This is a genomic window from Streptosporangium sp. NPDC049248, from assembly GCF_040678965.1.
Classification (GTDB): Bacteria; Actinomycetota; Actinomycetes; order Streptosporangiales; family Streptosporangiaceae; genus Streptosporangium; species Streptosporangium fukuiense.
In genome coordinates this window covers 20569-40693 of sequence record NZ_JBFAQY010000030.1, presented here as the reverse complement: position 1 = coordinate 40693, position 20125 = coordinate 20569, and the positions used below count along the sequence as shown (strand labels likewise).

Annotated in this window: 14 protein-coding genes; 9 read left to right on the top strand and 5 right to left on the bottom strand. The window is 71.4% G+C overall.

Annotated features, from left to right (window positions below):
- Window positions 1–2: 2 nt before the first annotated feature.
- The 3 genes from AB0K21_RS36440 to AB0K21_RS36430 are packed head-to-tail and all read left to right on the top strand — an operon-like array spanning window position 3 to window position 8042.
- Window positions 3–5483 carry an amino acid adenylation domain-containing protein gene (locus tag AB0K21_RS36440; RefSeq protein WP_364156462.1) on the top strand — a complete coding sequence of 1827 codons (5481 nt, stop codon included), beginning with the start codon at window positions 3–5 and terminating at the stop codon, window positions 5481–5483.
- On the top strand, window positions 5474–6454 hold the full coding sequence (locus AB0K21_RS36435) for a DUF6734 family protein (RefSeq protein ID WP_364156455.1): 981 nt from the start codon (window positions 5474–5476) through the stop codon (window positions 6452–6454). Before AB0K21_RS36440 ends, AB0K21_RS36435 begins: the two co-directional genes overlap by 10 nt.
- A 28-nt stretch (window positions 6455–6482) precedes the next feature.
- Complete coding sequence (locus tag AB0K21_RS36430; RefSeq protein WP_364156452.1) at window positions 6483–8042, top strand: condensation domain-containing protein; 1560 nt, start codon at window positions 6483–6485, stop codon at window positions 8040–8042.
- Between the two features lie 181 nt (window positions 8043–8223).
- Here the strand turns inward: AB0K21_RS36430 and AB0K21_RS36425 are convergent, their stop codons facing one another.
- Window positions 8224–9243 (bottom strand): DUF4331 family protein, encoded by a 1020-nt coding sequence (locus AB0K21_RS36425; RefSeq protein ID WP_364156449.1) that lies wholly within the window; start codon window positions 9241–9243, stop codon window positions 8224–8226.
- Window positions 9244–9790: 547 nt separating this feature from the next.
- On the opposite strand from AB0K21_RS36425, the gene AB0K21_RS36420 reads away from it, so the two are divergent.
- The 3 genes from AB0K21_RS36420 to AB0K21_RS36410 all read left to right on the top strand — a co-directional run bounded on the left by AB0K21_RS36420 (window position 9791) and on the right by AB0K21_RS36410 (window position 12743).
- Complete coding sequence (locus AB0K21_RS36420) at window positions 9791–11059, top strand: right-handed parallel beta-helix repeat-containing protein (protein ID WP_364156446.1); 1269 nt, start codon at window positions 9791–9793, stop codon at window positions 11057–11059.
- Between the two features lie 95 nt (window positions 11060–11154).
- Complete coding sequence (locus AB0K21_RS36415) at window positions 11155–11799, top strand: amino acid-binding protein (RefSeq protein WP_364156443.1); 645 nt, start codon at window positions 11155–11157, stop codon at window positions 11797–11799.
- A gap of 200 nt (window positions 11800–11999) precedes the next feature.
- Window positions 12000–12743: a hypothetical protein gene (locus tag AB0K21_RS36410; RefSeq protein WP_364156440.1), complete on the top strand. Its 744-nt coding sequence runs from the start codon at window positions 12000–12002 to the stop codon at window positions 12741–12743.
- 72 nt (window positions 12744–12815) lie between these two features.
- Here the strand turns inward: AB0K21_RS36410 and AB0K21_RS36405 are convergent, their stop codons facing one another.
- Window positions 12816–14108, bottom strand: a complete 1293-nt coding sequence (locus AB0K21_RS36405) for an ABC transporter ATP-binding protein (protein ID WP_364156437.1) — start codon at window positions 14106–14108, stop codon at window positions 12816–12818.
- A 295-nt stretch (window positions 14109–14403) separates the two neighbouring features.
- Here AB0K21_RS36405 and AB0K21_RS36400 point away from each other — a divergent pair, with 295 nt between their 5' ends.
- The 3 genes from AB0K21_RS36400 to AB0K21_RS36390 all read left to right on the top strand — a co-directional run bounded on the left by AB0K21_RS36400 (window position 14404) and on the right by AB0K21_RS36390 (window position 17215).
- A complete protein-coding gene (locus AB0K21_RS36400) occupies window positions 14404–15468 on the top strand; it encodes a LacI family DNA-binding transcriptional regulator (protein WP_350920523.1) in 1065 nt (354 codons plus the stop codon).
- Between the two features lie 25 nt (window positions 15469–15493).
- A complete protein-coding gene (locus AB0K21_RS36395) occupies window positions 15494–16381 on the top strand; it encodes a carbohydrate kinase family protein (RefSeq protein ID WP_343978837.1) in 888 nt (295 codons plus the stop codon).
- A gap of 132 nt (window positions 16382–16513) precedes the next feature.
- Complete coding sequence (locus AB0K21_RS36390) at window positions 16514–17215, top strand: NAD-dependent deacylase (protein ID WP_343978834.1); 702 nt, start codon at window positions 16514–16516, stop codon at window positions 17213–17215.
- A gap of 129 nt (window positions 17216–17344) precedes the next feature.
- Here the strand turns inward: AB0K21_RS36390 and AB0K21_RS36385 are convergent, their stop codons facing one another.
- The 3 genes from AB0K21_RS36385 to AB0K21_RS36375 all read right to left on the bottom strand — a co-directional run bounded on the left by AB0K21_RS36385 (window position 17345) and on the right by AB0K21_RS36375 (window position 20038).
- Window positions 17345–17671, bottom strand: coding sequence for a cupin (locus AB0K21_RS36385; RefSeq protein WP_343978831.1), 327 nt, complete (start codon window positions 17669–17671; stop codon window positions 17345–17347).
- Window positions 17672–17740: 69 nt separating this feature from the next.
- On the bottom strand, window positions 17741–18358 hold the full coding sequence (locus AB0K21_RS36380) for an ATP-binding protein (RefSeq protein ID WP_343978828.1): 618 nt from the start codon (window positions 18356–18358) through the stop codon (window positions 17741–17743).
- A gap of 432 nt (window positions 18359–18790) precedes the next feature.
- Window positions 18791–20038, bottom strand: a complete 1248-nt coding sequence (locus AB0K21_RS36375) for a TIGR03118 family protein (RefSeq protein WP_343978825.1) — start codon at window positions 20036–20038, stop codon at window positions 18791–18793.
- Window positions 20039–20125 lie beyond the last annotated feature (87 nt).

Genomic DNA, 20125 nt, shown 5'->3' with positions numbered 1-20125 from the left:
ACGTGCCGACCCACCTGCGGGACGCCGCCCGCACCGACGGCGTCCCGCTCTCGCCCGGCCAGGAACGGCTCTGGTTCCTGGATCAGCTCAACCCCGGTGACGCCGCGTACAACGTCTACGTCTCGGAACGGCTGCGCGGACCGCTGGACGCCGCGGCGCTGGCCCGCGCGTTCGATGAGGTCGTGGCCAGGCACGAGGTGCTGCGCACCCGCTACCCGAGCATGGACGGCCGGCCGGTCCAGGTCGCCGAGGAGTCCGGCCCCGGGCTGGAGCGGGTCGACCTGTCCGGTGGGGCCGTGCCGGATCCGGTCGTGCGGGCGCGGGAACTGGTGGCCGAGCTGACCAACCGGGGGTTCGACCTGGCGGCGGGGCCGGTGCTGCGCGCCGTCCTCATCCGGCTGGCCGCCGACGACCACGTGCTCTGCCTAGTCGTCCACCACATCGCGGTGGACGGCTGGTCGCTGGGCGTGCTCCGGGGCGAGCTGACCGCTCTGTACGAGGCGTTCGCCGCGGGGCTGCCCTCGCCGCTCCCACCGCCCGCGCTGCAGTACGCCGAGTACGCCGTGGCCCGCCGCGAGGCCCCCGCCGAGGAGGACCTGAGGTACTGGCGGGCCAAGCTCGCCGATCCGCCGGTTCTCGCGCTGCCCACCGACCGCCCGCGCCCCCGGATCAGGACCGCGCGCGGCGCCTACGTCTCGCGGATCATCCCCGGGCCGCTGGCGGCCGAGGTGGCCAGGCTGGCCAGGAGCGAGCGCTGCACGCTGTTCATGACGCTCACCGCCGCCTTCCAGGCACTGCTGGCCCGCCACACCGGGCAGGAGGACATCTGCCTGGGCACCCCGGTCGCGGCCAGGGACCGGCCCGAGCTGGAGGGAATGATCGGTTTCGTCGTCAACACGCTCGTGCTGCGGGGCGACCTGTCGGGCGACCCGACCTTCCGCGACCTGCTGCGCCGTACCCGCGCGACCGCGCTGGAGGCGTACCAGCGCCAGGACACGCCCTTCGACGTCCTGGTCAACGAGCTCGGGGTGGAGCGGGACCTGTCGCGCACCCCGGTCTTCCAGGCCCAGTTGGTCCTGCACGGCCGGGACCAGGAGGGGCCACCGCTGCCGGGGATCGTCACCGAGTTGTTCGAGGGCGGCTTCGCCCTGTCCAAGTTCGACCTCTCCCTGGAGATCGGGCACGACGGCGACGGGCTGCGGGCGCACCTCTCCTACAACGCGGACCTGTTCGAACCGGGCACCGCCGAACGGCTCGCCGCCCACTTCGAGAACCTGCTGCGTTGCGCGACCGGTGCCCCGGACACCAGGCTGTCGGAGCTGGAACTGCTCGGCCAGGACGAGCGCGAGCTCGTCCTGGAACGATGGAACGGCGGGGCGTCACGTCCGGGCGCCGCCGGGGAGGTCACCACCCTGCACGGGCTCGTGGAGCGTGCCGCGGCCCGCTCGCCGGACGCCGTCGCGGTCGTCTTCGGCGCCACCGAGCTGACCTACGGTGAACTCGACTCCCGAGCCGACCGGCTCGCCCGGGTACTGCGCGGTCACGGGGTCGGCAGGGACGACCGCGTCGCCGTCTGCCTGGAGCACTCGCCCGACCTGGCGGTGGCCGTGCTGGCCGTGCTCAAGGCGGGGGGCGCCTACCTGCCGCTCGACCCGGAGCAGCCCGCGGACCGGCTTGCCCACCTGGTCTCAGACTCGGGGACGACGGTGCTGGTGACCGCTCCGGCGCTGGCCGACCTGCTCCGCGCCCAGGTAACGGTCCTGCTCGACGGGGGCGAGGTCGTGGACCCGGGAGACCCCGCGGATCCTCAGGAGCCCGCGGGAGCGGGACCGGACGACCTGGCCTACGTGATCTACACCTCGGGTTCCACCGGCCTGCCCAAGGGCGTCGCCGTGCAGCACAGGCAGGTCCTCAACTACCTCGCCGACGTGCGCGAGCGATTCGAGATCGTGGACGGCGCCCGGTACGCCCTGCTGCAGTCGCTCTCCTTCGACTTCGGAGTCACGGTCTTCTACCTGGCCCTGGCCACGGGGGGATGCCTGCACCTCGTCCCGTCGCGGATCTCCGGCCCGGATCTCGCCGACTACGCGGACCGGGTGGGGATCGACTACCTGAAGATCACTCCCTCGCACCTGGCGGCGCTCACCGCCGAGGTCGACCCGCGCCGGATCCTGCCCCGCCGCATGCTCATCCTCGGCGGCGAGGGCTCGGCCTGGGAGTGGACCCGCGAGCTGGCCGCCCTCGGCGTCTGCCGCGTGGTGAACCACTACGGCCCCACCGAGGCGACCGTCGGCGCGACCACGTACGAGGTGGGGGCCACCGACGACGTCCGGGGGCCGATCACGCCGATCGGGCGGCCGCTCGGCCATGTCCGGGCCTACGTCCTGGACGCCGGCCTCGGGCCGGTGCCGATCGGCGTGGTCGGTGAGCTCTGCCTCGGCGGCGACCGGCTGGCACGCGGGTATCTCGGCCGCCCGGACCTGACCGCCGCCGCCTTCGTCCCCGACCCCTATGGCGGGCCGGGGGACAGGCTCTACCGCACCGGCGACCTGGCCCGCAGGCTGCCCAGCGGCGACCTGGAGTTCCTGGGCCGCCGCGACCTCCAGGTCAAGATCCGCGGGTACCGGGTCGAGCTGGGCGAGGTCGACGAGGCGCTCCGCGCCCTACCCGGCGTCGCCCACGCGGTGGTGGACGCCCGCGGCCGGCCCGGGGCACTGGAACTGGTCGCCTACCTGGTCGCGGCGGGGACATCCGGGGAGCCCGAGGCCGAGGGCACCGGCCAGGGCCCCGGTGGACCGGGCGTGGCCGAGCTGCGCGGGCGGTTGCGGGCCGTGCTGCCCGACTACATGGTGCCGACCCGCTACGTCTGGCTGGAGCGGTTGCCGCTGAAGTCGCACGGCAAGGTCGACAGAGCCGCGCTTCCCGACCCCGAGGCGGCCGGGCCGGATCGGACCGGGGAGTTCGAGCCGCCCTCCGGGATGGTCGAGGAGGCCGTCGCAGCGGCGTTCGCGCAGGTGCTCGGGGTGGAACGGGTCGGCGCCGGGGACGACTTCTTCGACCTGGGCGGGCACTCGCTGCTCGCCGTGCGGGTGGTCGCCAGGCTCCGCCGGAGCCTGGACGGCATGCGGCCGGTCAGTGTGATGGACCTGTTCGGCCACCCGAGCCCGCGAGCGCTGGCCGCCCTCGTCGAGTCGGACGACGGCGGGCCGCGCGGCCTGCTGTACGAGCTGACACCCAAGATCGCCGCACCCGGGCTGTCCCTGGTGTGCGTGCCGTACGGCGGCGGCAGCGCGGTGGTCTACCAGCCGCTCGCCGACGCCCTGCCCGCCGGGTGCGCGCTGCACGCGGTGGCGGTGCCCGGCCACGACCTGGGGCTGGCCGAGGAGCCACGCCCGCTGGCCGAGGTCGCCGCCGACTGCGTGGCCGAGATCCTGGCCAAGGTGTCCGGGCCACTGGTGCTCTACGGCCACTGCGGGGTGGGCGGCGCGCTGACCGTCGAGATCGCCCGCCGGGTGGAGGCCGCGGGGCGCCCGCTTGAGGCGGTCTACCTCGGCGGGCTGTTCCCGTTCGCCCGGCCCACCCGCGGCGTGCTCGGCCGATGGGCCCGCCTCACCCGGCTGGAACGGCTGCGCGCCGACCGGGGCCAGGTGAACTGGCTGACCGGAATGGGCGCCGACCTGTCCGGGCTGACCGAGGAACAGCTGGCGTTCGTCGTGCGCAACATGCGGCACGACTCCCGCGAGGCGGAGGACTACTTCACCCGGCTGGTCGAGGAGGGGGCGAAACCGCTGAGGGCCCCGATCATCTCGGTGGTCGGCGAGCGCGACCCCAGCACCGAGTTCCACCGCGAGCGCTACACCGAGTGGGGTTTCCTGTCGCCCCGTACCGCCCTCGCCGTGCTCGACGAGGGCGGCCACTACTTCCTCAAGTACCGGGCCGAGGAACTGGCCGAGATCGTCACCACGGTCCACCCGGCCCTCGCGGAACCTCCGGTGCCGGGGGCGGGGCCGCCGGAATCCACCGGCGGCACCTGGCGCCTCGCCGCCGCCTCCGGCGCCCCGGACGCCCCGGGTGGCCCAGGCCGCTCCGGCGGGCCGGACGGCCGGGAGGCGCCCGAACCGAGCCTGGCGCGCTTCCTGACGATCGCGGTCGGGCAACTGGTCACCATCGTGGGTGCCACGCTCACCGAGTTCGCGATCCCCATCTCCACCTACCTGGACGGCGGATCGCTCACCCGGTTCGCCGTGCTCCAGGTGCTCGCGCTGATCCCCGGAATCCTGGTCGCCCCGCTGGCCGGCGCGATCGTGGACCGGTCGAGCAGGCGGGCCGTCATGCTCGGCGGCAACGTCGCGGCGCTCGTCGTACAGCTGATCACCGGCATCCTGGTGTGGAGCGGCACTCTGGCGGTCTGGCACCTGTACCCGTTGCTCACCGCCCTGTCCGTCGCGCTGACCTTCCAGCGACTGGCCTACGTCTCGGCCATCCCGCAACTGGTCCCCAAACGCTATCTCGGGCACGCCAACGGGGTGGTCCAGGCGACCACCGGCGTGGCGCAGTTCATCGCGCCGCTCGGCGCGGTGGGGCTGCTCGCGCTCACCGGGCTGGGAGGCATCCTGGTGCTCGACGTCGCCGGGTACGTCGCGGGCGTGATCGTGCTGCTCTGCGTCGCCTTCCCCGCGACGCTGGCCGGCGAGCGCCACGAGTCCGTCGCGGCGGAGATCGCCGGGGGCTTCCGGCTGCAGATGGGCCGGCCCGGCTTCCGGGCCATGCTGGTCTTCTTCGCGCTCTTCAACCTGGTGCTCTCCCCGGTGTTCCTGCTCTTCTCGCCGCTGGTGCTCTCCTTCGGGACGCTCGGCGACGCCGGGTTCGTCGCGCTGCTCGGCGGCGCGGGCGCGGTGACCGGCGGCCTGGTCATGAGCGTGTGGGGCGGGCCGGCGCGCCGCCGGATGTTCGGCGTGCTGATGGGGACGCTGGCGCTGGCGGCCTGCTGTCTGGTGACCGGCGCGCACGAGTCGCTGCTGTTCGTCGGGGCCGGTGCGTTCGGGGTGTCCTGCTCACTCGCGCTCGTCAACGGCGTCTACGCCACCATCGTCCAGGTCAAGGTGCCCCAGCGGTTCCACGGCCGGGTCTTCGCGCTCAACCAGATGGTCGCGCTGTCGACGATCCCGCTCGGCGTGGCCCTGATCGCGCCGTTCGGCGAGCGCCTGCTGGAGCCGATGTTCCTGCCGGGCGGCCTGCTGGCCGATACGGCGGGCGCGGTCATCGGGGTGGGGCCGGGCCGCGGCATCGCGTTCATGTACATCGTGTGCGGCCTGCTGGTCGCACTGATCGCGGCCGGCGCGTTGCGCAGCCGGGCGCTGTCCCGTTTCGACGACGAGGTGCCGGACGCCGTGGCCGACGACCTCGTCGGTATCGAGGCCCTGAGCCGAAGGACCGGGCCGGACGGAAGAACAACGAGAAAGGAGCCGGTCCAGTGTCCCTGACCGTCCCCGCAGTCCACGTCAACTGGACCGGCCCGTACCGGGCCGGCCTCCGCCGCCACCGGGACCGGGCGCTGGAGAACGGACCCTACGGCCTGCCGGTCGAGGAGATCCTCACCTGCGTGCACAGCGTCCATGCCTGGCGCACCTTCCACGGAGGCGTCGAGCTGGTGACCGACGAACTGGGAGCCTCCTACGCCGCCGCGCAGGGGCTCGACGCGCTCTACGACCGGGTCGACACCCGCCTGGACGAGCTGGACGCCCTCGACGTCGACCCGCTCCTGTACTTCGCGGCGGGCAAGAGCCATGCGGCCCTGTCGCGGACCGCGCCGTTCGCCGTGGTCGACACCGACCTCTACCTGCGCCGTCCCATCGACCACCTGGAGCGCGGCGGGTTCGTCTTCGCGCACTGGGAGTCGGTCGGCAACTCCGTCTACCCGCCGATCGAGGAGATCCCCAATCCCGCGGGCCTGGACCTGTCCCGCTGGACGTTCGACACCCCGGCCGCGAACATGGCCGTCTCGGTCTTTCTCGACGACCGGCACCGCGCCGAGTACGCCGAGGCGGCGATGGCGTTCATGACCGGCAACGCGGGCCCTTCGAGCACCGACCCGATCGTCCGCCAGACCTTCGCCGAGCAGCGCATCGCCCCCGCGGTCGCCCGCTCCCTCGGCGTGGACCCGCGCCCGGTCACCGAGCGCTTCTGGATCGTGGAGACCGAGGAGTGGGACGGGCCCTCCTACGCCGACCGGTTCCACCACACCTGGAACCAGAAGCGTCTGCTGCGCCAGTTCCCCGAGCTGCGCCCGGCCTACTGGCGCTACCTGCTGGAGGACCTGCTCTGGAACCACCCTTCCGCCGCCGACCTGCTCCTGTCGGTGCCCGCGCTCGAAGAGTGCGCCGACCTCATCCGGGCCGTCCGGCGCGACCTGGCCGCACACGGCCCCAGCGTCCTCGATTGGAAGAGGCCATGACCCCGTACCGAGACCGGCTGGAGGAAGAATGACCGCGCAGAGCACCGAGACGGAGCTGGGCGCCCTGTGGCGTCAGGTGCTCCGTGTCCCCGAGGTCGCCCCGGGCGACAACTTCTTCGAGCTGGGCGGCGACTCCTTCAGGGCCGCCCAGCTGGCCTCCCTGATCGGCGACCGCCTGGGCGTGCCCGTCACCCCGGCCCTGGCCTTCGACCGGCCCGAACTGGGAGGGCAGGCCCGCTGGATCGACGACGCGCGCGCCTCGGCCGTCCCGGCCGCGGCCGCTCAGGAGACGGGCGGGGGAGCGGCGCTCAGCACCCAGCAGGAGGAGTTCCTGCACTGGATGTTCGAGAGCGAACCGGTCCGCGACATAGGATCCTGCGCCACCGCGATCCGTATCCGGGACGCCCTCGACGTGCCGCTCCTCACCCGGGCGCTGGAGGCGGTGATCGCCCGGCACGAGCCGCTGCGCACCGTCGTCACCGCCTCGGGGCGGGTCCTGGTCGCGGACGAGCTGCCTCCCGAGGTCGCCGAGGTCGCTGCCTCCGGTGACACGCCGTCGGAGCGCGAGCGCGACGCCGAGCGGATCGTCTGGCACGAGCGCATGCGCCTGGACAGCGTGCTGCGCGGCCCGCTCGTCCGGGCGCTGGTGGTGCGCGTCGACGAGGACGACCACGTGCTGGTCCTCGCCGTGCACCACTTCGCCTTCGACGGGTTCTCGCTGGGCGTCATGCTCAGGGAGCTGGGCGTCGTCTACTCGGCGTTGCGCACCGGCCACCCCAGCCCGCTGCGCCCGCTGCCCATGACCTACGCCGACCACTGCGCCTTCGCCCGGGAGCAGTGGCCGCGCAACCGGGCCTACTGGAACCGGGTCCTGGACGGCGCCCCCCGCGACCTCACACCGTTCCCCGGCCGCCGGGACACCGCCCTGTTCTCCCGGCGCAGGCACGCCTTCGAGATCGACGCGGGGCTGGCCCGCGGGCTGCGGGAGACCGCCCAGGCGCGGGGCGCGACCACGTTCATGGCGGTGGCGGCATGCTGGACCTGGTTGCTCCGCCAGTGGACGGGGATGACGGATCTGGTGGTGATGTCACCCGTGCCGGGTCGTACCGCGCCCGAGCACGAGGCGCTGATCGGCTGCCTGGTGCAGTCGCTCGTCCTGCGCTTCGACGCTTCGGGAGAGCCCGCCTACTCCGAGCTGCTCGACCGGGTCAGGGCGGTGTCGGTGGGGGCGGTGACACACCAGTTCCACTCCTACCTGGAGACCAGGCTGCGGGTGCCGTTCCCCTCGCGGATCCACTACGAGAGCTTCGGCGCCCCGCACTTCCCCGGCCTGTTGTCGGAGGCGTTCCCCTTCCCGCGCGAACAGGAGGGACTCGACTGGGCGGCGAACCCGGGCGAACTCGACCTCAGCGCTCCCGAGCTGATCGTCGAGGAGCAGCGGGACGGCTCCATGCTCGCCGCCGTGGTCTACAACCACTACGGGTACGACCCCGAGACGGCCGCCGAACTCGCCGGGGCCTTCCAGCGCTACGCCCGCATCGCGGTCGAGCACCCGGACGACCCCCTACCCGGGCTGGGGGCGGCCTGACCTCGTCTTTCAGTCTGCTGTGGCGCTGAACCATAAGGACGCCGGCGGATGTGGCCTAAGCGCCTGTTCCTAAGCTTCTGACCTTGCGCTTCGTGATCAGCAGGTGAAGAGACCCCGCCGGCGTGTGCCGGCGGGGTCTTGGCATGCGGGTGGCGTCCCGAATGCGTCCTTCCGGGATCGGTCAGGAAGCGGCTGCCGGGTGCGGGTCGCCGAGGTACGGGAACCGGTCCAGGGTGTCGGTGTGCGGGTTCAGACCGGTGGGCGGAGCCTCGTTCCTGGTGAGGAACGCGACGCGGATGTTGATGACGTCTTCGGTGAATGTCCGGCCATTAGGGTACGCAGCCGGCTTGGATGGGTCGAAGCGCAGCACGTCCGGCAGGAGGCCGTGCTCGTCGATCGCGTTGATCGCATCCTCGCGCGAGTAGCCGCCGGTGTGGCCCAGCAGATGGACGAACTGGTCGGTCCAGTTGTCCCGGTCGTTGACCGGCTCGCCGGCGTTGTAGTCCTCCTTCGTGTCATCGGTGTTGAAGAAGCTGCTCATCGACGGGTGTCCGGCCCGGTCGGCGTGGACGAGTTCGCCGTCGCGCCGGACGCTGCACCGGCCCCAGATGTGCAACCCGGACTTGGGCGCCAGCTCCGCGGTCGGTAGTTCGATGGCCATGGAGAAGACGTTGGCCATGAGGTTGGAGTCGACGCCGGTCCACGGGGACTTCCCGCCCAGATGTGGTGCGGTGAAGTTCCGCTTACCGCTGGTGTCGAACAGGTTCTTGATTCCGTCGAAGTCGAAAAAGAAGGCGTCACTGCGGCTGCCGGCGGCCACCTTGTAGTCGCCGCTGCCGACCACGTTGGCCTGGGGGCCGAAGGAGACGGCGGCGTCCGACACGATCTTGGTGCCGACCGCCTCGGGCTTGCGGGAGTCCGCACCGGTTGCCATGAGGACGCTGTAGGTCTGAGAGCCGTCGGATGCCGGCGGGCTGAAGACCCAGCTGAAGGCGACGTCGGTCAGATAGTCGCCGTCGTTGTCGATGTTCAGGCGGTATACGGCGTCGGGGTGCAGGGCGTCCGCGTTGGGATTGGCGTTGAGGATGACAACGGTCCTGCTCGGATCCCCGGGTGCGGTGAAGGCGTAGAGGTCGCACAGATCGAGACGCTGGTCTCCGAGTGGTGGCCCGAGGCTGAGGCCGGTGAAGTGATTGGACATATCAGGCCCTTTCATTGCTCGCTCACCAGACCCCTGCTGGAACGCTCCATTGGCCGTTCTGCGGCGCGGTCACGTCCCGTGGAGTGGCGTAGGAGTTGATCTCCGCTTGATCCTGTTTCTGCAGGTTAAGCTCTCCCCGCCAAAATGAACGAGAGGTATTGACGGGTGGCGAGTCGCTCGGCTCACCGGTGGTGCGAGCCCGCGTGCGGTGGCCCGGACGTGTGCGAACTGCGGCCTGCCTGTGCCGGAGCAGGCCCGGTCGTCGCGGCGGACGGGTAGCCCTTGGTGATGCCGTGCCCGACCGCGAACGGCACCGGTGGGCCGGTAGGAGGCCGGGCGGCGACTCCGCCCCCGACCGTGACGGACGCCCCTCCCGGCGGCCGGCCCACCGTGGGATGCACGCCGTCGCCGACCCGCCAGGAGCCCGCGGGTGAAGCGAAGGTAACGGCTGGCTGTGGGTCCGTCCTTGCGGATCGCTGACCAAACCCCGGGTGTGCGAAGATCTGCGCCTGACACACCTGTGGTGACGGCGATGGAGCGTACCAGCATGAGATCGACGAGACGGTGGGCCACTCCGGTGGCAGGGGCTTTCCTGGCGGGAGGCATGCTCGTCGCACTACCCGAGGCCACCGTGGCGGCGGCGGGCACCGTTTACTACGTCGACTCCAAGGCGGGGGACGACGCCGCGGCGGGCACCTCGGCCGCGGCGCCCTGGCGCAGCCTGGACAACGTCAACGCCGCCACCCTGCGTCCCGGTGACATCGTGCGCCTCAAGCGCGGCAGCGGCTGGCCAGGGGCGCTGAGACTGTCCGGCCAGGGCACCGCGGCCAGCCCCATCCTGGTCGAGCCGTACGGCAAGGGCGCGGCCCCGAAGGTCAGTGGCAGGGGCGAGGACTGCGTGGTGATCTCGGGCTCCTACGTGCGGGTTGTGGGGGTGCGGGCCAGCAACTGCCGGTGGGCCGGCTTCGAGGTCGGCGGCAGCCGCAACGAGCTCGACCGGATCGTCGCCGACCGCAACGTCACCGGGGTCCAGTTCTTCGGCGCGCACAACGTGCTCAGGAACAGCGTGCTGAGCGACAACAACCGCATGAGCGTCAACGACGAGGGCGGCGACAACGACTCCGGCGCCTTCGGCGTGCTGCTCAACGGCGACGACAACCTCGTCACCGGGAACCTGATCACCGGCAGCTACGCGAGCAGCAAGGACTACGGCACCGACGGCGCCGCGGTCGAGGTGTTCAACGGCGACCGCAACCGGATCACCCACAACGTGGCCAGGGAGAACAAGACCTTCGTCGAGCTGGGCGCGCAGAAGGGCAAGACCGCCGAGGGCAACGTCTTCGCCCACAACATGGTGACCGCCTCGCGCAAGAGCACCTCCTTCCTCGTCACACGCGGCGCCCGCCACGCGGTCGGGCCGGTGAAGGGCACCATCGCGGTGCACAACTCGGTCTACCTGCCGGCCCGCAGCACCCTCGGCTGGGCCTGCCACGACGGTTGCTCGCCGAACATCCTGAAGCTGCGCAACAACATCATCGTGGTCGGCGGCCAGGTGGGCTTCGAGGACGGCAAGGGAGCCGATGAGGACGCCGGCGTCTACAAGGGCCGTTCCCTCAAGTTCAAGCTCGGCCCCAGGTCGATCGTGGCCGATCCCCGGTTCAGAAGCCGGAAGGACCTGCGCCTGAGCCCCGGCTCCCCGGCGCTCGGCCGTGGTGTCAAGCTCGACCCCGCCTGGTACGGGGGTGCGACCCTGGCCAGGGACCTTTCCGGTGCCGCACTGCCCGTGGCCCCCGCCGCCGGGGCATATCAATCATGATTTTTACTCATCTTGGGTCTTAATCTGGACATCTCTCCGGAACCTTCGTGAAACCTGGCTAGGACAGTCTGGTGCGCAGAGCGAGGTGATCGGTGATGATGTTGCGGCTCCGTGTTTCCTTCCCCGACAGGCCGGGTGCCCTGGGCCAGGCGGCCCGGGTGCTCGGCACGCTGGGCGCGGACATCCTCCAGGTGACGGTCCTGGAACGTGAGGTCGGCCGGGCGGTGGACGACTTCACGGTCTCCTGGCCCGGCAGCGTGGACGCCGAGACGGTCAGGGACCGTCTCTCCGGGGTCCCGGGGATGAGGGTGGAGGGCGTCTGGCCCACCCGTGAGATCCCCGGCGCCGCACCGGACTACGACCTGCTCAAGCACGTCGCCGCCGATCCGGGCAGGGCGCTGGCCACCCTCGTGGACGCCATGCCGGATCTGGTGAGCGCCGAGTGGGCGGTGACCATGTCCTCGGAGAGCGGGGAGTTCGTCCACCGCAGCTGGCAGGCGCCGGCCGGTCTCGACGGTACGGGCGGTCTCGCCGGCATCAAGTGGACCGACCTCGCTCCGCTGCGACCGGCCGTCCTCGGGGCGGGCGTTCACCAGCTGATGAGCATTCCGGTGCCGGAGGTGAGCCTGCACCTGGTCCTCGCCCGTGCCGGAGGCCCGCCCTTCCACCGTGTCGAGCTGGACCGTGCCATCCGCGTCCTGGAGATCGTCACCATCATGGGGCGTGCCTCCCGGGCCTGAGTGTTTCCGATATGTCGGCTATTGGGTAGAAAGCGAGAAGTGGTGTGCTGCCACTTCCCGCGACCGGTTCCGTCGGGGCCGTCCGGCAACGGCCTGGCAGGCGGGTAACCACCGTGCACGTCCGCGTCAGCTCTCCCCCTGATAGACAGCGCAGGTCATATCGGTACCGGGCCCCGCGGGTCCGCGAGGAGGGCAGCCTGATGCCTAACCGCCACCACACCGTGGCCATGAGCCTGCTGGGGCTCTGCCTGGGAACGAGCACGGCCTGCGGGAGCGGGGACCGGATCGCCGGGGCCGGGGTTCCCGCCGACCTCGCGCGGAACTCCAGCCCCGGGCAGAGCGCCGCACCCACCACGAGCCCCGGTTCGGCGAGCCCCACTCCCGGGCGGAACACCGGTGTGGCACCCGTTCCCAACGGTTTCAAACCGATCGGCGGCACCGCCAACGGCGTCAGCGTCGCGGTCCCGAAGGAATGGGTCGCGATCGACCTGACCAAGGATGATCTCAACAGGGGACTGAAGAGCAGCGGACTGTCCGGCCCCACCCTGGAGCAGGCCAAGAAGAGCCTGCAGACCCTGGTCGACAACAAGGGGATCTGGGCGGCGGACCCCAAGTCGGCCAAGATCTCCCCGAACGGCTTCCCGACCAACCTCAACGGCTTCTGCCAGGCCGGGCGGCAGATCTCGACGGAACAGCTGATCAAGGAGACCAGATCCCAGCTGGAGCAGCTCAAGGCCAAGGTCGTCGCGGCGGGGACGGTGACGATCGGCTCCAGAAAGGCGGCCAGGATCGTCTACACCTTCCCGACCAACGGCGTCGACGTCAGGGGCACCCAGTACTACGTGCCGACCGAGAACAAGACCTGCATCGTCACGCTCAGCACCGACGTCGACGGCAAGCAGGAGCTGTTCGACCGGATCGGTCAGACGATCCGGCCGGTCTGACGGCGCGCCGGATCCTCGGCGGTCGCCACCGCGTCGCGGGGTCCGCGACCACCCTTCCCGCGGCGCTGCGGATCAGCGCTGCGGAGGGTCGATGCGGGCACCGTCCATGGTGAAGAGCATCAGGCGGGTGACGTCGACCCCCACCCTGGCGGACTCGCCGGCCCGCCAGACCGGGCGGGAGCCGAGCCGGACGATGAGGTCGGCGCGGCGGTGGTGGCCACTGACCTGCTCCTGTTCCTGCTGCGGCTCGACGTCCCCGTCGAAGAGGTTGCCGGGGATCAGCCGGCGCAGGACCGACCGGACGCGGCCGCCCGCGAGGGGGGAGGCGCCCAGGCCGTTCGCCCCGCGGCGGGGGTCCGGCGGCTCGGGCACGGCCACGGAGGTCAGGCCGCTCTCGACGTAGGCGAGCCATTCGTGGCCGTGGTACTCCAGGGCGCGGACGCGGCCGAGGAAGGTCGGCCCCTCGAAGGTGTCGGGAACCGGGGCCAGGCAGTCGGGGCGCAGGCCGACGATGATCTGGTGGCCGACGTGCTGGGAGATGACATAGGCCCTGGGATCGGTCCAGGGGATCATGATCTGGTGCGGGCCGAAGTCCAGCAGGATGAACTGGTTCTGCGGGGTGCGGACGGTGGCCGCGAGCAGGTTGAGCTGCTGGGAGCTGAGGAAGGCCGCGGTGAAGGCGGTCGCGGGATCGTTGTACACCTGGCCGGGGGTGCCGAGGTCCTGCAGGACGCCGCGGTTCATGATGGCGATCCGGTCGGCCAGGGTCAGCGCCTCGACCTGGTCGTGCGTCACGTAGATGGTGGTCACCCCGAGGGAACGGACCAGCGACGAGATCTCCATCCGCAGCTCGGTGCGCATGCCCGCGTCCAGGTTGGAGAGCGGCTCGTCCATCAGGAAGAGCGAGGGCTGGCGGACGATCGCGCGGCCCATCGCGACGCGCTGGCGCTGGCCGCCGGAGAGGGTTCCGGGGCGCCGCTCCAGGGTCTCGTCGATGTGCAGCGCCTTGGACAACTCCGTCACGCGTTCCCTGACCATCACGGGGTCGGCCTTGGCGATCTCCAGCGGGAAGGCGATGTTGCCGCGCACGGTCCGGTGCGGGTAGAGCGCGCCGTTCTGGAATACCATCGCCACGTCGCGGTCGCGGGGAGCGAGGTCGTTGGCGAGCGTACCGCCCAGCCACAGGTCTCCCTCGGTGACCTCCTCCAGGCCCGCGATCATCCGCAGCAACGTGGACTTACCGCAACCGGAGGGCCCCAGCAGAACGAGCAACTCCCCGTTTTCCGCGCGCAGGTTCATGCGGTCGACCGCAAGGTATCCACCCGGGTATACCTTGCTCACATTGTCGAGGACGACGGTACTCATGCTCGCTCGTTCCTCCCGGGCGCCCCCGCCCGGATCCCAGCCGTGTGATTGATGAGGTAGTACATCGCGACACTTGCCCGTGTGTCCATAGATGTCGTTAGAAATCGCTCATCTGATGGTTACTTCTACGTTCCCTGATGTGACGGTCAGTCGTGACCGGAAGGCTTTACCGGAATGCCACTGCGGGGGTTGAGATGTTACAGTTTGCGAAAAGTTGCAGAAATGAATTTCACAGCGGGTGTCGGACGCCGATCGGCTTGCGCCTGATTCGGCCGCATGGTGGGGTGGCTCATTGATGGACGGTGAACTCGCGCAGACCTCACGCTCCCGCTCCGACGGGACGGCGATTCGGCTGGCCGACATCGCCGCGCAGGCCGGGGTCAGCGAGGCCACGGTCAGCCGGGTGCTCAACGGCAAGCCCAGCGTGTCGCAGGCGACCAGGCAGGCGGTGCTGACCGCGCTCGACCTGATGGGGTACGAGCGGCCACAGCGGCTGCGCCAGCGCAGCAACGGGCTGATCGGCCTGGTCACCCCGGAACTGGACAACCCGATCTTCCCGGCGTTCGCCCAGGCCATCGAGAAGGCGCTCACCCAGCATGGCTACACCCCGGTGCTCTGCACCCAGCTGCCCGGCGGCGCTCCCGAGGACGAGTTCACCGAGCTGCTGATGGACCGCGGGGTCAGCGGCATCGTCTTCGTCTCCGGGCTGCACGCCGACACCACGGCGAAGATGGACCGTTACACCCGGTTGACCGAGCGCGGGCTGCCGATCGTCCTGCTGGACGGCTACAGCGAGCGGATCGACGCCCCCTTCATCTCACCCGACGACCGGGCCGCGGCGCGGCTGGCCGTCCAGCACCTGGTCGACCTGGGCCACGAGCGGATCGGCCTGGCCGTGGGGCCACGCCGGTTCGTGCCGGTGATCAGGAAGATCGAGGGGTACCGGCGGGCGATGGCGCAGTTGCTGGGGGCGACGGAGGTCGACGAGCTGATCTCGCACTCGCTGTTCTCGGTGGAGGGCGGGCAGGCTGCGGCGGCGCAGCTGCTGGCGCGCGGCTGTACGGGGATCGTGTGCGCGTCGGACCTGATGGCGCTGGGGGCGATCCGGGCCTGCCGGGATCGGGGGCTCTCGGTGCCGGGGGAGGTGTCGGTGGTGGGGTTCGACGACTCGCCGCTGATCGCGTTCACCGACCCGCCGCTGACCACCGTGCGCAAGCCCATCGGCGCCATGGCCTCGGCGGCGGTGGCCACCCTCCTGGAGGAGATCAACGGAGTCCGCGCCAAGCACGTCGAGCTGATGTTCCAGCCCGAGCTCGTCGTGCGCCGCTCCACCGGTTCAGGCCCGCTGGTCAACCGCTAGCCCACTCGTCGGTGAAAGGTTCGAGATGAACAGCGGTCACGACGTCGTCGTCATCGGCGGCACCGGGGTCGACACCACCGCCTACGTGCCCTCGCTGCCCCTGCCGTACGCCGACACCTACGCGGTCCCTCCGGTGGTGGACCGGATCGGCAACACCGGCAGCGGGGTCGCCCTCGGCTGTCACGCGCTCGGGTTGAGGGTCAGACTGGTCGACCTGATCGGCGACGATCCGCAGGGCCGCTTCATCCGGGCCCATTTCGAGGCCAGGGGGGTGGAGGCCGGCTGGGCGCTCGCCCCGCAGGGAACCCGGCGCAGCATCCTGCTCGTCGGCCCCGACGGGCGGCGCACCTCGCTGTTCGACCCGCGCGCCGTGGCGGGCGAGCGGCTGCCCAGGGAGCTCTACCTGGACGCGGTCCGCGCGGCCCGGCACGTCCACGTGTCGATCACCGACTTCTCCCGGCACGTCTACCCGGACCTGGGCCCCGGGTCCGTCTCCACCGACCTGCACGACTGGGACGGCGAGAACGACCACCACAGAGACTTCGCCTACTCCTCCGACCTGGTCTTCCTGTCGGCCACCGCCCTCGGCCCGCGCCGCGACGAGGTCATGCGCGACATCCTGGCGCGCGGCCGGGCCAGGGCCGTGGTCTGCACCGAGGGCGCGGAGGGCTGCCACGTCCTCGATGAGAACGGCCTGCGGGGCTTCCCCGCGGCACCGCTGCCGGGACCGGTGGTCGACAGCAACGGAGCCGGGGACGCGTTCGTCTCCGGCGTACTGTACGGCCTGCTCTCCGGGCGCTCCCTCGACGACTCCATCCCCCTCGGGGCCCACGCCGGAGCCCACGCCTGCACGTCGGAGGGCACCCACGAGAACCCCATCGGAGAGCCGGACCTCCTCGACCGTGCCGGGTGACCCTTCTCCGACCGGAAGCTCCACGCGGGCCCGGGCACCGCGCGGATCCCGGCGGCGGGCCTCCTCGTCGCGTCGGGCGCCCGGCTCGCCGTCGAACCGCTCCGCGGACGGGAACGGCTTTACCATCGACCCATGACGCTGACGGTGCTGACGGGCGCGGGGATCTCCACCGAGTCCGGGATTCCCGACTACCGAGGACCGAACGGTGTGTGGCGTAAGGACCCCGACCACGAGAAGCTCGTCACCTACGAGCACTACATGGCCGATCCGGAGATCCGGCGGCGCTCGTGGCTGATGCGCCGTGACAACCCCGCCTGGCGGGCCGAGCCGAACGCGGCGCACCGCGCCCTGGCCGGCCTGCCGGACGCGTGGATCGTCACCCAGAACGTCGACGGCCTGCACCAGCGGGCCGGATCGCCGCCCGAGCGGGTACTGGAGCTGCACGGCAACATGTTCGACGCCCTGTGCACCGCCTGTGGTGCCGCCTCCACCACGCGGGAGGCGGTCGACCGGATCCTCGCGGGTGAGAACGACCCCGCCTGCCATGACTGCGGCGGCATCCTCAAGACGGCCACCGTGATGTTCGGCCAAGCCCTCGACAGGGTCACCCTCACCCGGGCGATCGAGGCGGCCGAGAAGTGCGAGATGTTCGTCGCCGTCGGTACCTCGCTGCAGGTGCAGCCCGCCGCCTCCCTGGTGGGCGTCGCCGTCGGAGCGGGCGCCCGGCTGGTCATCGTCAACGCCGAGCCGACCCCCTACGACCACCTGGCCGACGAGGTGATCAGCGACCCCATCGGTGTCGCGGTCCCCCGCCTCTGCTCGTCCCTCGCCTGACGGAGGGCGGCGGCGGGCCGGTCACCGGCGGACGTGCCGCGGGCGGAGCGCCGCGTCCGGGGAACGGGAACCGTCGGGGTCGAACGGGCGAGGACGGCGGTCATCCGCCGGGCGTGCCCCGGGCAGGCCTCATACGGAGATGTTGACGACGCTGGTGAGGATGACCGCCGAGTCCTCGTCCGCCTCCACCGAGTGACGTCGCTGCGGGATCGGGGTGGCCTGCCCCGCGCCGACTTCGACGCTCCGCCCCTCCTCGACGATCCGTACCCGCCCGGACAGGACGTGCAGGCTCCCGGCCGGCGCGGCCTCGTGGTCACCGAGGGCCGTCCCGGCGGTCAGCGCGATGACCGCCTGACGCAGCGTGCCCTCGTTGAGGTAGGTGTGGGCGCTACGGCCGTGCGCGCTCTCCCTGGCGAGGGCGAGATGTTCCCCGGCGAGAGCCAGTACGTCGATCATTGAGGTTTCCTCCCGGTCGTTCTGAACCTGCCCTGGGTGAGGAATGCCCAGTGCCAGACGAAGGTAAAGTCATCCGTCCCGCGCGGGGGACCGTTCGTCGAAGCGGATGGCCCGGAGCAGGTCCGCGGCGGGACGGTCGAGGATCGTGACGCCCGTGGCCGGGGGGAGCACGCCGCCGCGGGCGCGTTCGACGAGCACCCGCCAGCGGCGGCAGTGCCGGGCGAAGGTGGCGCTCGTGACGACCCGGCCGCGCGAGAGCTGTCCCGCACGGGCCGCGCTCGGCTCCACGTCGAGCAGGATCAGATGGATCTCGTTGCCGACCCCGCGCGCCAGCCAGGCGAAGCCGTACAGGATGTGCGGCCAGGTGCCCCGGGTGTGCGCGACGACACCGTGCCCCTGCAGCAGGGCGCGGGCGATCCGTGCCACATGGGTGGTGTGCACGATCGGGGTACGGGCTCGCGGGGGGATCGGGCCGAGATAGCGGGCCCACCAGTTGCGGGACTGGCGAGAGTCGATGACGCGGACCTCACCGGCGCGGACCGGTTCCCTCTCGTCGCCGCGCAGCCCGTACAGCCGGTCGAGCAGGGTGCTCTTGCCCGCGCCGGGAAGCCCCGCGAGGAGCACCAGCGTCCCGGCCGGATAATGCAGCTCCTCGTCGGAGGACTGGCCGGCCGATGTGGTGGCCATCGCGTGCACCTCGCAGGAAAGGGGACTCCCACCATCATGTGTCTCGGGGCACTGCCGCGGTGGGATCGGGTTCGCCGCCGATCCGGAGGGCGCCGGAGGGGACTGCGCCCGGACGGTGGAACGCCGGGAAGGTGGTACCTGCGGGAGACCGTCGGTGGGCATGCTCACTCCTCGAATGCGCTCGGTCATTCGAGGTCTCCTTCACCCGCACCTCGCGGGCAGCCGTCCGGGGACGCCACAGGACGTCCGTACTGACCGGGGCGGCTCTTGGGAAGTACTCCCCTCGTTCGTTCAAGGGTAGGGGAATCCGGGCGGTGGCGCGGTCACCGGGAGGAGACTCTCCGGTAAACGCGCGGCGCCGGCACCTTTTTCGGCGGTGGGGTGCCGGCGCCGCCTGCGAGCCCCGGGGCTCTCCTGGGGCCCTCGTGCCCGTCAGTAGCCGTAGCCGGAGTTGCCGGAACCGGAGTTGTGGGAGCTCGGATGCGAGGGCGAAGGCGCGGGGGAGGCGCCGCTGGAGGGAGAGGTCGTCGGGGTGGCGGCGCCCGCGGGCCGGATCAGGCCGAGCAGGCCGTGGGTGCCACCGTCGCTGCCGGCGCTGAACCACAGGGAGTCGGTGCCGCCGACGGCGTCTGTGCCGGGTTCCAGGTCCCACAGGCCGCCCAGGGAGATGGGCCTGCCGTCGGCGGAGCGCAGCGGGCCGAGCGGGCGGCCGTTGCGCGGGTTGTAGGCGTTGATCCGGCCGTCGCCGAAGTTGCCGACGAGCAGGGCTCCGGAGTGGGCGCCGAACCCCCTCGGGGCCGGCGTCATCGCCCAGGGCGCGTTGAGCGCCCCCCGCGCGGCGAAGCGGCCGACGAACCGGCCGGAGCCGTTGAACCGGCTGATGAACCCCTTGCCCCGCCCGGCCACCGACTTGCCGGTCTCGGGGTCGCGCTTGGCGTACGCGACGAGGATGGAGCGGCCCACGACCTCCACGTTGAACGGCGCGTAGTCGTCAGGCAGGCCCGGGTCGCGGAACGCGCGGCGACTGGTCATGATCCGTTCGAAGTCGCCGTCGAAGACGTGGATCCGGCCGCCGGCGAAGTCGGCGGCCAGCAGCAGCGGCCCCCGGTTGGTCTGGGCCAGGGCCAGGCCCTTGAAGTCGGCGCCCTTCACGAACGCGCTGATGATCGCGTCGTCCGGGTCGGCCTCGGCGTTCCAGCCGGTGATCGCCCCGCTGGGGCTGGCGAAGATGAACGTCGCGGGCCCCGAACCGCCGGGTCCTTCGACGACGAACTCCTCGCCCGGGTTGACGACCTGCCCGGTGGGCCTGCCGCCGGGGACGCGGACCCGGGTCCTCTCCTGCTTCACGGTGCCCGCGCCGCCGGAGTAGACCGTGGCCAGGCCGCTGCCCGCGGCCGAGACCCAGAGGGTCCTGCCCATGGCCAGTCCCCACGGGTTGATCAGTGTGGGGTCGGTGACCGCCGCCCGCCCGCTGACGTCCGAGACCAGGTTGGTGACCGAGAAACGGCTCTGCGTGCGTCGCGTTCCGGTCTGCGCGTGGCCGGTCCAGGATTTCGCCTGGCCGGTTCCGGCTCGGGCCTGTTTCGCTCCGTTCTGCGCCTGCCGGGTTCCGGCGGACGCCGTACCGGCGGCGCCCATGACCAGAACCGTGGCGCAGATCGTGACGATGCGTACTCGCATTCATGGCTCCTCTGTGAGGGAGTGCCTTTCGCCGCGAGATACGCGCGGGGTCCTTACCGGGGTTCAGCCCGCTTCCGGTGGCCGGGA